The 14621-nt window shown below is 62.4% G+C and carries 14 protein-coding genes; 10 read left to right on the top strand and 4 right to left on the bottom strand.

Features of this window, described 5'->3' with window-relative positions; all coding sequences use genetic code 11:
• Window positions 1–1305, top strand: coding sequence for a guanine deaminase (guaD, locus tag ABZO33_RS04090; RefSeq protein WP_414534954.1), 1305 nt, complete (start codon window positions 1–3; stop codon window positions 1303–1305).
• Here guaD and aqpZ read toward each other — a convergent pair.
• Together aqpZ and ABZO33_RS04080 are read right to left on the bottom strand one after the other, a co-directional pair.
• Window positions 1302–2000, bottom strand: a complete 699-nt coding sequence (gene aqpZ, locus ABZO33_RS04085) for an aquaporin Z (protein ID WP_414534953.1) — start codon at window positions 1998–2000, stop codon at window positions 1302–1304. The genes guaD and aqpZ overlap by 4 nt on opposite strands.
• 149 nt (window positions 2001–2149) lie before the next feature.
• On the bottom strand, window positions 2150–2905 hold the full coding sequence (locus tag ABZO33_RS04080) for a GntR family transcriptional regulator (RefSeq protein WP_414534952.1): 756 nt from the start codon (window positions 2903–2905) through the stop codon (window positions 2150–2152).
• 355 nt (window positions 2906–3260) lie between these two features.
• On the opposite strand from ABZO33_RS04080, the gene ABZO33_RS04075 reads away from it, so the two are divergent.
• Together ABZO33_RS04075 and ABZO33_RS04070 are read left to right on the top strand one after the other, a co-directional pair.
• Window positions 3261–4610: an NCS2 family permease gene (locus ABZO33_RS04075; RefSeq protein ID WP_414534951.1), complete on the top strand. Its 1350-nt coding sequence runs from the start codon at window positions 3261–3263 to the stop codon at window positions 4608–4610.
• A 153-nt stretch (window positions 4611–4763) separates the two neighbouring features.
• The gene (locus ABZO33_RS04070) at window positions 4764–5540 is read left to right on the top strand and encodes an RHS repeat-associated core domain-containing protein (protein WP_414534950.1); all 777 of its coding nucleotides are present in this window, start codon (window positions 4764–4766) and stop codon (window positions 5538–5540) included.
• A 72-nt stretch (window positions 5541–5612) separates the two neighbouring features.
• Here the strand turns inward: ABZO33_RS04070 and uraH are convergent, their stop codons facing one another.
• Window positions 5613–5966: a hydroxyisourate hydrolase gene (uraH, locus tag ABZO33_RS04065; protein ID WP_414534949.1), complete on the bottom strand. Its 354-nt coding sequence runs from the start codon at window positions 5964–5966 to the stop codon at window positions 5613–5615.
• 366 nt (window positions 5967–6332) lie between these two features.
• Between uraH and puuE the strand changes: the two genes are divergently transcribed.
• The 7 genes from puuE (at window position 6333) to ABZO33_RS04030 (ending at window position 13498) form a co-directional block, all read left to right on the top strand.
• Window positions 6333–7259, top strand: a complete 927-nt coding sequence (gene puuE / locus ABZO33_RS04060) for an allantoinase PuuE (RefSeq protein ID WP_414534948.1) — start codon at window positions 6333–6335, stop codon at window positions 7257–7259.
• Complete coding sequence (gene uraD / locus ABZO33_RS04055) at window positions 7259–7774, top strand: 2-oxo-4-hydroxy-4-carboxy-5-ureidoimidazoline decarboxylase (protein WP_414534947.1); 516 nt, start codon at window positions 7259–7261, stop codon at window positions 7772–7774. The genes puuE and uraD overlap by 1 nt, the downstream gene beginning before the upstream one ends.
• Before the next feature lie 103 nt (window positions 7775–7877).
• Window positions 7878–8381 carry an ureidoglycolate lyase gene (locus ABZO33_RS04050; RefSeq protein ID WP_023631381.1) on the top strand — a complete coding sequence of 168 codons (504 nt, stop codon included), beginning with the start codon at window positions 7878–7880 and terminating at the stop codon, window positions 8379–8381.
• 189 nt (window positions 8382–8570) lie between these two features.
• Complete coding sequence (locus ABZO33_RS04045; RefSeq protein WP_414534946.1) at window positions 8571–9887, top strand: urate hydroxylase PuuD; 1317 nt, start codon at window positions 8571–8573, stop codon at window positions 9885–9887.
• A gap of 194 nt (window positions 9888–10081) precedes the next feature.
• A complete protein-coding gene (locus ABZO33_RS04040) occupies window positions 10082–11437 on the top strand; it encodes a nucleobase:cation symporter-2 family protein (RefSeq protein ID WP_414534945.1) in 1356 nt (451 codons plus the stop codon).
• Window positions 11438–11578: 141 nt separating this feature from the next.
• Window positions 11579–12364: an outer membrane protein OmpK gene (locus ABZO33_RS04035; protein WP_186715585.1), complete on the top strand. Its 786-nt coding sequence runs from the start codon at window positions 11579–11581 to the stop codon at window positions 12362–12364.
• A 351-nt stretch (window positions 12365–12715) separates the two neighbouring features.
• Window positions 12716–13498 (top strand): outer membrane protein OmpK, encoded by a 783-nt coding sequence (locus ABZO33_RS04030; RefSeq protein WP_102684649.1) that lies wholly within the window; start codon window positions 12716–12718, stop codon window positions 13496–13498.
• A 91-nt stretch (window positions 13499–13589) separates the two neighbouring features.
• On the opposite strand, the gene ABZO33_RS04025 is transcribed toward ABZO33_RS04030, so the two are convergent.
• Window positions 13590–14504 carry a DUF808 domain-containing protein gene (locus ABZO33_RS04025; RefSeq protein ID WP_414534944.1) on the bottom strand — a complete coding sequence of 305 codons (915 nt, stop codon included), beginning with the start codon at window positions 14502–14504 and terminating at the stop codon, window positions 13590–13592.
• Window positions 14505–14621 lie beyond the last annotated feature (117 nt).

The following is a 14621-nucleotide window of genomic DNA, read 5'->3' as shown; positions in this document are numbered from 1 at the left end:
ATGAGCGCAACCCGCAAAGCCTACCGAGCCGCCATCCTGCACAGCATCGCCGACCCCGCCGAGGTCGGCCTGGAGGCGTCCTGCGAATACTATGAAGACGGCCTGCTGGTGGTCGACAACGGCCGCATCAGTGCCCTGGGCCATGCCAGCGAGCTGCTGCCGACCCTCGACGCCGACATCCCGGTGCAACACTACCAGGACGCGCTGATCACCCCGGGCTTTATCGACACCCATATCCACTTCCCGCAGACCGGCATGATCGGCTCCTATGGCGAACAGCTGCTGGACTGGCTGAACACCTACACCTTCCCCTGCGAGAAGCAATTCGCCGACAAAGCCCACGCCGATCAGGTGGCGAAGATCTTCCTCGCCGAACTGCTGCGCAACGGCACCACCACCGCGCTGGTGTTCGGCAGCGTGCACCCCGAGTCGGTCAACGCCCTGTTCGAGGAAGCCGAGCGTCTGGACCTGCGCATGATCGCCGGCAAGGTGATGATGGACCGCAACGCCCCCGAGTACCTGACCGACACCGCCGAGTCCAGCTACCGCGACAGCAAGATGCTGATCGAGCGCTGGCACGGCAAGGGCCGCCTGCACTACGCGGTGACCCCACGCTTCGCCCCGACCAGCACCCCGGAACAGTTGAGCGTGGCCGGCCAGTTGCTCAAGGAGCACCCGGGCGTGTACATGCACACCCACCTTTCGGAGAACCTCAAGGAAATCGACTGGGTCAAGGAACTGTTCCCCGAGCAGAAAGGCTACCTGGACGTCTACGACCACTTCGAGCTGCTCGGCGAGCGCTCGGTGTTCGCCCACGGCGTGCACTTGTGCGACGACGAGTGCCAGCGCCTGGCCGAAACCGGTTCGGCCATCGCCTTCTGCCCGACCTCCAACCTGTTCCTTGGCAGCGGCCTGTTCAACCTGCCCCAGGCCGAGCGTTTCAAGGTCAACGTGGGCCTGGGCACCGACGTCGGCGCCGGCACCAGCTTCTCGCTGCTCAACACCCTCAACGAGGCGTACAAGGTGATGCAGCTGCAAGGCGCGCGCCTGCACCCGTACAAGTCACTGTACCTGGCCACCCTCGGCGGCGCCCGCGCCCTGCGCCTGGACGACCGCATCGGCAGCCTGCGCCCGGGCAATGACGCCGACTTCGTGGTGCTCGACTACAAGGCCACCCCGCTGCTGGACTACCGCCTGCAGCAGTCGAAGAACATCGAGGAGACCCTGTTCGTGCTCACCACCCTGGGCGACGACCGCACCGTGCGCGAAACCTACGCCGCCGGGCGTTGCGTGCACCAGCGCTAAGGCTGTTTCGCCAGGCCTCGATAGAGCGCACCGCCGATCGCCGCGCCGATCAGCGGTGCTATCCAGAACAGCCACAACTGCTGCAAGGCCCAGCCACCGACGAACAGCGCCGGCCCCGTGCTGCGCGCCGGGTTCACCGAGGTGTTGGTGACCGGGATCGAGATCAGGTGGATCAAGGTCAGCGCCAGGCCAATGGCGATCGGTGCGAACCCGGCCGGCGCCCGGGCGTCCGTGGCGCCCATGATGATCACCAGGAACATCGCGGTCATCACCACTTCGCTGGTGAAACCTGCCGCCAAGGTGTAGCCGCCAGGCGAGTGCTCGCCGTAGCCGTTGGACGCCAACCCATTGGCCAGCTCGAAACCGGCCTTGCCACTGGCGATGAAGTAGATCACCGCCGCGGCGAGGATCGCGCCGATCACCTGGGCGATCACGTAGGGCAGCAATTCTTTTGCCGGGAATCGTCCGCCCACCACCAGCCCGAACGACACGGCGGGATTGAGGTGACAACCGGAGATATGACCGATGGCGAATGCCATGGTCAGGACGGTAAGGCCGAAAGCGAAGGCGACACCGAGGACACCTATGCCGACCGGGGAGCTTGCGGCCAGCACCGCACTGCCACAACCACCCAGGACCAACCAGAAGGTGCCGACCAGCTCGGCACCCATGCGCACACCCAGGGATGAACTCATGGAGCATTCCTCAAGTAATTGGACGCAACGACTGCGCAAGCCCAACTGCTTGATGAAGGTTTGCAAAACTAAAATCTAGCAGAGCTTTGGCCAGTGGCCAGTAACGACCAAGGGCCGCAAAGCGGCCCTTGGTTCATGCAGGCAAACGTTCAACCCTTGGCGGTAACCTTGGGCTTTTTCAGCAGGTGCGAGAACACCGCGTGCAGGTCGTCCGAAGCGCTCTCCTCGTCAAGGTTGAGCTTGCTGTCGATATGGTCCATGTGATGCATCATCAGGCTTACCGCCTGCTCGGCATCACGGGCCTCGATCGCATCGATCAGCTGCATGTGCTCATCGTACGAGCAATGCGAGCGATTGCCGCTTTCGTACTGGGCGATGATCAGCGAAGTCTGCGACACCAGGCTGCGCTGGAAGCTCACCAGTGGCGCGTTGCCCGCGGCTTCGGCCAGTTTGAGGTGAAACTCGCCGGACAGGCGGATACCGGCGCCACGGTCACCACGGGAGAAGCTGTCACGCTCCTCGCGGACCATCTGGCGCAGTTCGTTGAGCTGTTCGAGGGTGGCGTGCTGCACGGCCAGTTCGGTGATCGCGCGCTCGACCATGCGCCGCGAGAAGAACACCTGGCGTGCCTCTTCGACTGTGGGGCTGGCCACCACCGCGCCGCGGTTTGGCCGCAACAGCACCACGCTTTCATGGGCCAGGCGCGACAGGGCGCGGCGGATGATGGTGCGGCTGACGCCGAAGATCTCGCCCAGTGCTTCCTCGCTCAACTTGGTGCCCGGTGCCAGACGCTGCTCGAGGATCGCCTCGAAGATGTGCGCGTAGACGATGTCGTCCTGGGTACCGCTGCGGCCGGCCTTGCCAGTGCGCACAGGTTTTTTCAGAGGTTGCAGCTGTTCGTTCATGGGCGCTCGAGCACAAAGGATCTGCCAGTCGGACCGTGACTGTAATACCGGTCAGCGGGGGTATGGCAAGTCCTGGAGGAAGAAAAGGGGCCAAGGTATGGCGCCATTGTACACAGGCTGACCCGTTTCTGCAGGTGGCCTTTTACCTATATAGCCGTTGTACGGCAGTTTGTGAGCACAAAAGATAAAACATTATTTGCATTCTTTGTACACAAAAGCATAATCCTGCGAGCAACTTCCTGACCCAAAAGTCAACAAAGCGGTCGGACGTCTGCCACACCCCCTCGCGAAGCCCCCCAGTGCATGGCTCAGGACCAGGCTTCGAACAACAAGAAAGACTTGAGGAGTACTCGCTGTGGAAAGCCGCAAATCCGAAGCACCTACGCTGGATCTCGCCCCACCGCTCGAAACGGGCTGGTTGGAGCGGATTTTCAAACTCAAGCAGCATGGCAGCACCGTCCGCACCGAGCTGATCGCCGGGGTGACCACCTTCATCACCATGGCCTACATCATCTTCGTCAACCCCAACATCATGGCCGATGCCGGCATCGACCACGGCGCGGCGTTCGTCGCCACCTGCATCGCCGCCGCGCTGGGCTGCCTGCTGATGGGCCTGTATGCCAACTGGCCGGTGGGCCTGGCGCCGGGCATGGGCCTCAATGCCTTCTTCACCTATACCGTGGTCGGCACAATGGGCTACAACTGGGAAACGGCGCTGGGGGCGGTGTTCGTCTCGGGCGTGCTGTTCATGTTCCTCACCGTTTCGCGCGTGCGTGAGTGGCTGCTCAACAGCATCCCGCTGAGCCTGCGCCATGCCATGGGGGCCGGCGTCGGATTGTTCCTCGGGTTGATCGGCCTGAAGACCGCCGGCATCATCGTCGACAGCCCGGCCACGCTGGTCAAGCTGGGCTCGCTGCACGAACCCGGCCCGCTGCTGGCAGCCGTGTGCTTCCTGTTGATCGCCATCCTCAGCTACAAGCGGGTGTTCGGCGCGATCCTGATCAGCATCATCGGCGTCACCGTGGCCGGCTGGGGCCTGGGCCTGGTCAAGTTCGGCGGGGTGGTATCGATGCCGCCGAGCCTGGCGCCGACCTGGATGGCCATGGACGTGGTCGGCGTGTTCAACGTCAGCATGATCAGCGTGGTGCTGGCGTTCCTGTTCGTGCACATGTTCGACACCGCCGGCACGCTGATGGGCGTGGCGCAGCGGGCCAATCTGGTGGCGCCGGACGGGCGCATCGAGAACCTGTCGCGAGCCCTGAAGGCCGACAGCACCTCCAGCGTGTTCGGCGCGGTGGTCGGGGTGCCGCCGGTGACCAGCTACGTGGAAAGTGCCGCGGGCGTCGCGGCAGGCGGCCGTACCGGCCTGACGGCCGTGGTGGTGGGGATCCTGTTCATTGCCGCGATGTTCTTCGCCCCGCTGGCCGGGATGATTCCTGCCTATGCCACCGCCGGCGCGCTGATCTATGTGGCGATGCTGATGATGGGCAGCATGGCGCATATCGAGTGGGACGAAGCCACCGACAGCATTCCGGCGATCGTCACGGTGATCATGATGCCGCTGACCTTCTCAGTGGCCGATGGCATCGCCCTGGGCTTCATCAGCTACGTGGCGCTGAAGGCGGGTACCGGCAAGTACAAGGAGATTTCGGCCAGCCTGTGGGTACTGTGCCTGATCTTCATTGCCAAGTTCGTGTTCCTCTGATCAGCGCGATTCATTCGACTCACCTCGGGCAGCTGCAGCGGCCCGAGGTGCCACGTTCGCCTGTGCCCTTCTGATATTTCTGATAGGTGTAAATCCGGTGCAAGCACGCTATTACTAGCGGGAATTACTCACCTAGGCAGCCTATCAAAAACCATGTTTGTTTATATTTTGGCAATAGACTGGGCCAACTCGGTCATGCAAGCCCAGTCCATCCCAAACGCCTATACCCCATACGGAAGCAAGGTACACAAGGGAGGCGTACGGACTGGCTTCAGTGGGCAGATTCCAGACCCCTACACCGGTCATTATCATCTAGGCAACGGCCACCGCGTGCTCAACCCCAACCTCATGCGCTTCATTAGCCCAGATCCGCTAAGTCCCTTCGGAGAAGGTGGCAGCAATAGTTACACCTATTGCGCAGGCGACCCGATCAATAAGCATGACCCCACCGGCGATTTCTTTAATTTCATCAAGGAGATGCATCAACAGTTCACAACTTCGTTTTTGCGCAATAGCGTGCCCGACGCCATACCGGGCCGGGTCATGGCCACGGCGGAAGCTCAACAGATCGTCTATGCCCCAAACAAATCGTTTTTTGGAGAACGTGTCGCCGGCGCCTACATTGCAAAAGACAGTAATGGTGCCCCGCCTCTGCCCCGATATCTCCAGACTCGTTACGCAGAAACCGTGCTACGGGCGAACAGGGGTGAAACGCCCAATGTCGTCGCCCATCTCGAGATGGCAAACACCTGGCTGAAATTCAACGGTGCTCCAGAAGCGGTTGCCGCAAAAATCACACCCGGAACCATAGCAACCGCTGTAGTCGGCCACCTGCTGGGCGCAGCGACGGCTGGAGGCGCGGACATAGCTGCACTGAAAACCGGAAAAGCATTGAATCTTTCCAGCATCGTAGAGGAAGCCAGGGAGTAAAGCTCCAGACGAAAAAAAGCCCGCCAGTGTGAGAGCGGGCCAAGGACCTACGAAGATTCTTCTAGCGACCAACTAGCTTCCACGATAGGTCGAATAGCTGTACGGCGAAATCAGCAGCGGCACGTGGTAGTGCTCCTGCTTTTCATCGATGCCGAAGCGCAGCACGACCACGTCGAGGAACGCGGTGTCCGGCAGCTTCACGCCTTTGGCGCGGTAGTAATCACCCGCGCTGAACTGCAGTTGATAAACACCGGTACGGTAGTCGTCACCCTGCAGCAGCGGTGCGTCGACGCGCCCATCACTGTTGGTCAGGGCAGTGTTCACCAGCTCCAGCTGCTGGCCTTCGACGCGGTACAGCTCGACCTTGATCGAGCTGCCCGGGCAGCCATGCGCGGCGTCCAGTACGTGTGTGGTCAAACGTCCCATTTGCTTGTCGCCTCTTGTCATCTACGTGGGCAAAAAATACACGGCAACAGGCTGGCACCGTGCGGGAATGCAGCCATTAAGACAGTTTAGCGATAAATTGTACACAATTTTTTGTGCATCCCAGGTCAAGACTCCTCGAACACTCCATCAGTCGCAAAGACAAGCTCCATGCCGACCCTCACGACATTAGCTGACCAATCAGGCAGGTTTCTTGCAAGCCATTCTCAAGCGACAAATGGGAAGAAATGCAGAAAAACAGGCTTACAAAGTATTTAAGAAGTTGTATACAATCAGCCCATCCGGTGGTGCGACATCCCGACGCGGCCCGCCCACCAACCGCACATACGTACAAGAAGGAAGACTGCAGTGAGCGCTGACTACCCTCGCGACCTGATCGGTTACGGCAACAACCCACCTCATCCGCAATGGCCGGGGAATGCCCGCATTGCGCTGTCCTTCGTGCTCAACTACGAAGAAGGTGGCGAGCGCAACATCCTGCATGGCGACAAAGAGTCCGAAGCGTTCCTTTCCGAAATGGTCGCCGCCCAGCCGCTGCAAGGCGCGCGCAACATGAGCATGGAGTCGCTCTACGAGTACGGCAGCCGCGCCGGCGTGTGGCGCCTGCTCAAGCTGTTCAAGGACAGCGGCGTGCCGCTGACCATCTTCGCCGTGGCCATGGCCGCCCAGCGCCACCCCGACGTGATCCGCGCCATGGCCGCCGCCGGCCACGAGATCTGCAGCCACGGCTACCGCTGGATCGACTACCAGTACATGGATGAAGCGCAAGAGCGCGAGCACATGCTCGAAGCCATCCGCATCCTCACCGAAATCACCGGCGAACGCCCCGTGGGCTGGTACACCGGCCGCACCGGCCCGAACACCCGGCGCCTGGTGATGGAGGAAGGCGGCTTCCTCTACGACAGCGACACCTACGACGACGACCTGCCCTACTGGGAGCCGAACAACCCCACCGACAAGCCGCACCTGGTGATCCCCTACACCCTGGACACCAACGACATGCGTTTCACCCAGGTGCAGGGCTTCAACTGCGGCGAGCAGTTCTTCCAGTACCTGAAAGACGCCTTCGACGTGCTCTACGAGGAAGGCGCCGAGGCGCCGAAGATGCTCTCCATCGGCCTGCACTGCCGCCTGGTCGGCCGCCCGGCGCGCCTGGCCGCGCTCAAGCGCTTCGTCGACTACGCCAAGAGCCACGAGCAGGTCTGGTTCGCCCGTCGCGTGGACATCGCCCGCCACTGGCACGCCACCCACCCGTACAAGAAAGAGAACGCCTGATGACCGCCTTCAAGACCCTCAAGCCTTCCACCCTCGAGCGCGCCGCCTTCGTCGCCGCCTTCGCCGACATCTACGAGCACTCGCCGTGGGTCGCCGAGAAAGCCTACGACCTGGGCCAGCTGGCCGAGTTGGACGAGATCGAGGCGCTGCATCAGCGCATGAGCGACATCCTGCTCAGCGCCAGCCATGCCGAGCAACTGGCACTGATCAACGCTCACCCGGATCTGGCCGGCAAGGCCGCCATCCAGGGCGAGCTGACCGAATCGAGCACCAATGAACAGGCCGGCGCCGGCATCCACCAATGCACCGCCGAGGAATTCGCCCGTTTCACCGAGCTGAACGACGCCTACAAGGCCAAGTTCCAGTTCCCGTTCATCATGGCGGTCAAGGGCAGCAACCGCCACCAGATCCTCGCCGCCTTCGAAAAACGCATCCACAACGACACGGATGCCGAGTTCAAGGAAGCCCTGGCGCAGATCAACCTGATCGCCCTGTTCCGCCTGCTGCAGCTGTAAGGCACTGGCACCGCCCTGGCCCGAGTGCGTGACGCGTCCGCACCCAGGGCCCCGGCCCGCCAGGCCACCAAAATCCAGAACAACGAATAGAAGAGATAACCGCATGCGCACCCTGATGATCGAGCCCCTGACCAAAGAAGCTTTCGCCCCCTTCGGTGATGTGATCGAAACCGACGGCAGCGACCACTTCATGATCAACAACGGCTCGACCATGCGCTTCCACAAGCTCGCCACGGTCGAGACCGCCGAGCCCGAAGACAAGGCGATCATCAGCATCTTCCGCGCCGACGCGCTGGAGATGCCGCTGACCGTGCGCATGCTGGAACGCCATCCGCTGGGCAGCCAGGCTTTCATCCCGCTGCTCGGCAACCCCTTTCTGATCGTGGTCGCGCCACTTGGCGATGCACCTGTATCAGGTTTGGTCCGCGCCTTCCGCAGCAATGGCAGGCAGGGCATCAATTACCATCGCGGCGTCTGGCACCACCCGGTGCTGACGATCGAAAAGCGGGATGACTTCCTGGTGGTTGATCGCAGTGGTTCCGGCAACAACTGCGATGAGCATTACTTCCCCGAGGAACAGATGTTGATCCTCAATCCCCACCAATAAGAAAGGGTCGGTCATCCGAGGGGCTGTACGAAATGCTTCGAGCGGCGATCAGGCAAGGCGAAAACAGGCGAGGAAGCGGAGTTTGCTCATTGCAAATGAGAATTCCGAGCCTGTTTTCAACGCAGCATGATCGCCGCGCAGAAGTGTTTCGTGCAGTCCCTGAACGGTGACTGGCGAGAGGTATATACTGTGGAAGCACACCTTCACGAATGGCTGAACCTGAGCATTCGCTGGGTTCACATGATCACCGGCGTGGCCTGGATCGGTGCATCGTTCTACTTCGTCTGGCTGGAGAACCACCTGAATCGAAGCAATCCGCGCGATGGGTTGTCGGGTGACCTCTGGGCCATCCACGGTGGTGGTATCTACCACCTGGAAAAATACAAGCTTGCGCCGCCGAAAATGCCCGAGAACCTGCACTGGTTCAAATGGGAAGCCTACTTCACCTGGATGTCCGGGATCGCCTTACTGTGCGTGGTGTTCTACTGGAACCCAAGCCTCTACCTGCTGGCGCCCGGCAGCACCTTGAGTGGTGCCGAAGGCGTGGCCATCGGTATCGGCTCGCTGGTTGCCGGCTGGTTCATCTACGACTTCCTGTGCGACTCGCCCCTGGGCAAGCAACCGGCCCTGCTGGGCGGCGTGCTGTTCGTGCTGATCATCGCCGCCTGCTGGGGCTTCAGCCTGGTGTTCAGCGGCCGTGGCGCGTACCTGCACACTGGCGCGATCATCGGCACCATCATGGTCGGTAACGTGTTCCGCATCATCATGCCGGCGCAGCGCCAGCTGGTGGCGGCGATCGAGAACAACCAGACCCCCGACCCGGTCCTGCCGGCCAAGGGCCTGCTGCGCTCGCGCCACAACAACTACTTCACCCTGCCGGTGCTGTTCATCATGATCAGCAACCACTTCCCGAGCACCTACGGCAGCCAGTACAACTGGCTGATCCTGGCCGGGATCGCGGTGGCCGCGGTGTTGATCCGTCACTACTTCAACACCCGCCACGACAGCAACAAGTACGCCTGGACCCTGCCAGTCGGTGCCCTGGCGATGATCTGCCTGGCCTATGTGACCGGCCCAAAACCGCTGCCGACCGCTCCTGAGCAGGCCGCCGCCAAGGTCGAGTACCAACCGCTGCCAGCCACCGCCGTGGGCGGCAAAACCGCCGCCGAACTGCGCGCCGAGGAAGCCGCCAAACCTGCGGCACCCGCCGAGGCACCTGCACAAGCCACAGCCCAGGCTGGTGGTGAAACCTTCGACAAGATCCACACCGTCATCCAGGAACGCTGCACCGTGTGCCACTCGGCCAAGCCGACCAGCCCGCTGTTCAGCGCCGCGCCTGGCGGCGTGATGTTCGACACCCCGCAACAGATCCAGGCCCAGGCCGCGCGCATCCAGGCGCAGGCCGTCGCCAGCCAGATCATGCCGCTGGGCAACATCACCCAGATGACCGTCGAGGAACGCAAGCTGGTCGGCGACTGGATCGCCAAAGGCGCGCAGGTCAACTGAGACACCCCACGACTGCGTGGGAGCGGGCTTGCCCCGCGATGAGGCCGGTATGCCCGGCCTCACTACAAGCTCTATGTAACAAGCAAGCATCGAGCGTTCGGCTTCACGCGGGAACCCCGGCCTCCTTCACCGGAGCCTGCCACGTGAAGCCGCCCGCTTGGATCCGAGAATAAAAACAAAACTCGAGGTGCTGCATGTCCGAGTCACCCAAGGCGTACATCCCTGTTGCGCCGCCACGACAGCCCCTGCCCTTGTTCCAGCTGATCCTGGTAGGTCTGCAACACGTTCTGCTGATGTACGGGGGCGCCATCGCGGTGCCGCTGATCATCGGCCAGGCGGCGGGCCTGTCCCGCGAAGAAGTCGCCTTCCTGATCAACGCCGACCTGCTGGTCGCCGGCGTTGCCACCATCATCCAATCCTTCGGTATCGGCCCGGTCGGCATTCGCATGCCGGTCATGATGGGCGCCAGCTTCGCCGCCGTTGGCAGCATGGTGGCCATGGCCGGCATGCCTGGCGTCGGCCTGCAGGGGATCTTCGGCGCGACCATCGCCGCCGGGTTCTTCGGCATGCTGATCGCGCCGTTCATGTCCAAGGTCGTGCGCTTCTTCCCGCCACTGGTGACTGGCACGGTCATCACCTCCATTGGCCTGTCGCTGTTCCCGGTGGCGGTCAACTGGGCCGGCGGCGGCCATGAGGCGCAAGCCTTCGGCGCGCCGATCTACCTGATGGTCGCCGGCCTGGTGCTGGCGGTGATCCTGCTGATCAACCGATTCATGCGCGGCTTCTGGGTCAACGTGTCGGTACTGGTGGGCATGGGCCTGGGCTACATCCTGGCCGGCTCCATCGGCATGGTCGACCTGTCGGGCCTGAGCGAGGCGCCGTGGCTGCAGGTGGTCACTCCCCTGCACTTCGGCATGCCGACCTTCAGCCTGGCGCCGATCCTGTCGATGTGCCTGGTGGTGGTGATCATCTTCGTCGAGTCCACCGGCATGTTCCTGGCCCTGGGCAAGGTGACCGACCGTGAAGTAACGCCGGGCATGCTGCGGCGCGGCCTGCTGTGCGATGCCGGCGCGTCGTTCATCGCCGGCCTCTTCAACACCTTCACCCACTCCTCGTTCGCCCAGAACATCGGCCTGGTGCAGATGACCGGGGTGCGCTGCCGCTACGTCACGGTAATGGCCGGCGCGCTGCTGATCCTGCTCAGCCTGCTGCCCAAGGCGGCGTTCCTGATCGCCTCGATCCCGCCCGCGGTACTGGGCGGCGCGTCCATCGCCATGTTCGGCATGGTCACCGCCACCGGGATCAAGATCCTCCAGGAAGCGGACATCTCCGACCGGCGCAACCAGCTGCTGGTCGCGGTCAGCGTCGGCTTCGGCCTGATCCCGGTGGTGCGCCCGGAGTTCTTCGCGCAGATGCCGCAGTGGATGGAACCGATCACCCACAGTGGTATCGCCATGGCCACCCTCAGCGCCCTGGTGCTGAACCTGCTATTCAACATCCTCGGCGGCGCCGACCGCGCCGCGCATAACGATGCCTGTCACCAGCATTGAGTGACCAGGGGCGGCGCCGTCCTGGCCGCCCCGCTTCAACCCTGTGGTAACGCAGTACCGTCGGCCCGCCGGAATGGGCCGCCCGGGGCGCCTGCGCGCCGAAAAAGCCCTTACAAAAACAATAAGTCCGGGAATCACAACATGAAGCGCATCACCACCTCCGTCCTGCTGGGCAGCAGCCTGCTGGCCACCCTCCCCGCCCATGCCGGCGAATGGTTGCAGTGGCACGGCGAAAGCCTGAGCTACCTGTACGGCAAGGACTTCAAGGTCAACCCCGATATCCAGCAGACCATCACCTTCGAGCACGCCAACAAGTGGAAGTACGGCGACACCTTCCTGTTCGTCGACAAGATCTTCTACAACGGCAAGGCCGACCCCGGCAAAGGCGTGACCACCTACTACGGTGAGTTCAGCCCGCGCCTGTCGTTCGGCAAGATCTTCGAGCGCAACCTGGCCTTCGGTCCGATCAAGGATGTGCTGCTGGCCATGACCTACGAGCGTGGCGAGGGCGACAACGAGGCCTACCTGATCGGCCCCGGCTTCGACCTGAACGTGCCCGGCTTCAACTACTTCACCCTCAACTTCTACCTGCGCAACACCGAAGGCAGCCGCCCCGGCGACAACGTCTGGCAGATCACCCCGGCCTGGTCGTACACCATCCCGGTGGGCAAGTCCGACATCCTGATCGACGGCTACATCGACTGGGTGGTCGACAACGACCAGACTCGCCGCGGTACCTACCACGCCAACCTGCAGTTCAACCCACAGGTCAAATACGACCTGGGCAAGGCCCTTAACCTGGGCGCCAAGCAGCTCTACGTCGGCTTCGAATACAGCTACTGGAAGGACAAGTACGGCATCGACAGCCGCGGCAACGTGGACAGCAACCAGAGTGTGGCCAGCGCCCTGGTGAAGGTGCACTTCTGAAAAACTGACCGAACGCCCAAATTTGCACCACTGTGCTCCAGGACGGAGCACTTGAGGCCCGGCGCGCAAGTGAGTAATCTGCGCGCCCCCTCGATCGGGGCGGGAAGGATCCCGCCCGCGTTTGCTGACCGCCCAGTCAATGTTTCCGGGCGGTTGGCCAACGTGTTGCCAGCGTGAAATACCTATTTCATCCGTTCAGAAAGACGTCGAGCAGGATGGTTGTGCCCAACGAGGAAAAGTTGGCGCAGCTCTTGCCAAACAGCTGTGGCCAAGTGAAAAAAGCTGACCCAAAAGACAAGAACAGCGCCCGAGCGCTGACAACAGATCCAACTCAAGGGAGCGACACACGCAATGCGTACCATCAATAGCCTGATTCTCGCCGGTGGCCTGCTGGCCTGCGGCGCCAGCCAAGCCGGTGACCTGCTGCAATGGCAGAACAACAGCCTGACCTACCTGTGGGGCAAGAACTTCAAGGTCAACCCCGAGACCCAGCAGACGGTCACCTTCGAGCACGCCGATGCGTGGAAGTACGGCGACAACTTCTTCTTCTTCGACAAGATCTTCTACCAGGGCAAGAAGGACGCCAGCAACGGCCCGAACACCTACTATGGTGAGTTCAGCCCGCGCCTGTCGTTCGGCAAGATCTTCGACCAGAAGCTCGAGTTCGGCCCGGTCAAGGACGTGCTGCTGGCCATGACCTACGAGTTCGGCGAGGGTGACACCGAGTCCTACCTGATCGGCCCCGGCTTCGACCTGGCGATCCCCGGCTTCGACTACTTCCAGCTGAACTTCTACCAGCGCACCACCGACGGCAGCCGCCCAGGCGACAACGTCTGGCAGATCACCCCGGTGTGGTCCTACACCATCCCCGTGGGTTCGTCCGACATCCTGATCGACGGTTTCATGGACTGGGTGGTGGACAACGACGAAAACCGCCGCGGCACCTACCAGGCGAACCTGCACTTCAACCCGCAGGTCAAGTACGACCTGGGCAAAGCGCTGCACCTGGGCGAGAAGCAGTTGTACGTGGGTATCGAGTACGACTACTGGAAGAACAAGTACGGCATCAAGGACAGCGATGCCTTCACTACCGATCAGAACACCATGAGCTTCCTGGTGAAAGTGCACTTCTGATCACACAGCGCTCAGGCTCTGTCTGACGTGGGAGCGGGCTTGCCCCGCGATCGCTATCGCGGGGCAAGCCCGCTCCCACGCCCTGCGCTACTCAATGCGCAGGGCGCAGCTCCTGCCACAACTTGCCGACGACGCTCACCACCGCCAGCACCACACCCCCCGCAATCACCCCCGCCACACCATTGAGCAGTGCCCCGGTCAACGCCCCGCCCCGTCCTTCGCTGAACGCCTCGATGGCGTGATGCAGCGGCGCGATGCCGTGCACCAGGATGCCGCCACCGACCAGGAACATCGCCGCGGTACCGATCACCGACAGGCTTTTCATCATGTACGGCGCGGCGCGCAGGATGCCGTTGCCCACCGCCTGGCTCAGCGCCGAGGCTTTCTTGGTCATCCACAGCCCCAGGTCATCGAGCTTGACGATGCCGGCCACCAGGCCATACACCCCCAGGGTCATGACGATGGCGATCCCCGACAGCACGATGATCTGCTGGCTCAACGGCGCATCGGCCACGGTGCCCAGGGTGATGGCGATGATCTCGGCGGAGAGAATGAAGTCGGTGCGCACCGCGCCCTTGATCTTGCTCTTCTCAAAGGCCACCAGGTCGACCTGCTCGTCGGCCACGGCCGCCTTGCGCGCCTCGTGCTGCGCGTCGTCCTCGGCCTTGCTGTGCAGGAACTTGTGCGCCAGCTTCTCGAAGCCCTCGAAGCACAGGTAGGCGCCACCAACCATCAACAGCGGAATCACCGCCCAGGGAATGAACGCGCTGATCAGCAACGCCGCCGGCACCAGGATCGCCTTGTTCACCAGCGAGCCCTTGGCCACCGCCCAGACCACCGGGATCTCGCGTTCGGCGCGCACACCAGTGACCTGCTGGGCGTTGAGCGCCAGATCGTCGCCCAGCACCCCGGCGGTCTTCTTCGCCGCGACCTTGGTCATCACCGAGACATCATCGAGTACCGTGGCGATATCGTCGATCAATACCAGTAAGCTGCTTCCTGCCATGTCAAAATGTTTCCAGTAGGTTCGAATGGCCGGGATTCTAGCCCAAAGACGCTGCCTTGAGCGCCCATCCGAGCGGGTGCTACCATGCCGGACCCCTCATGGAGGGGCCAGACCCGA

This window comes from Pseudomonas sp. CAM1A (assembly GCF_047501685.1).
GTDB lineage: Bacteria > Pseudomonadota > Gammaproteobacteria > Pseudomonadales > Pseudomonadaceae > Aquipseudomonas.
This window is presented reverse-complemented; position numbering and strand designations above follow the sequence as displayed.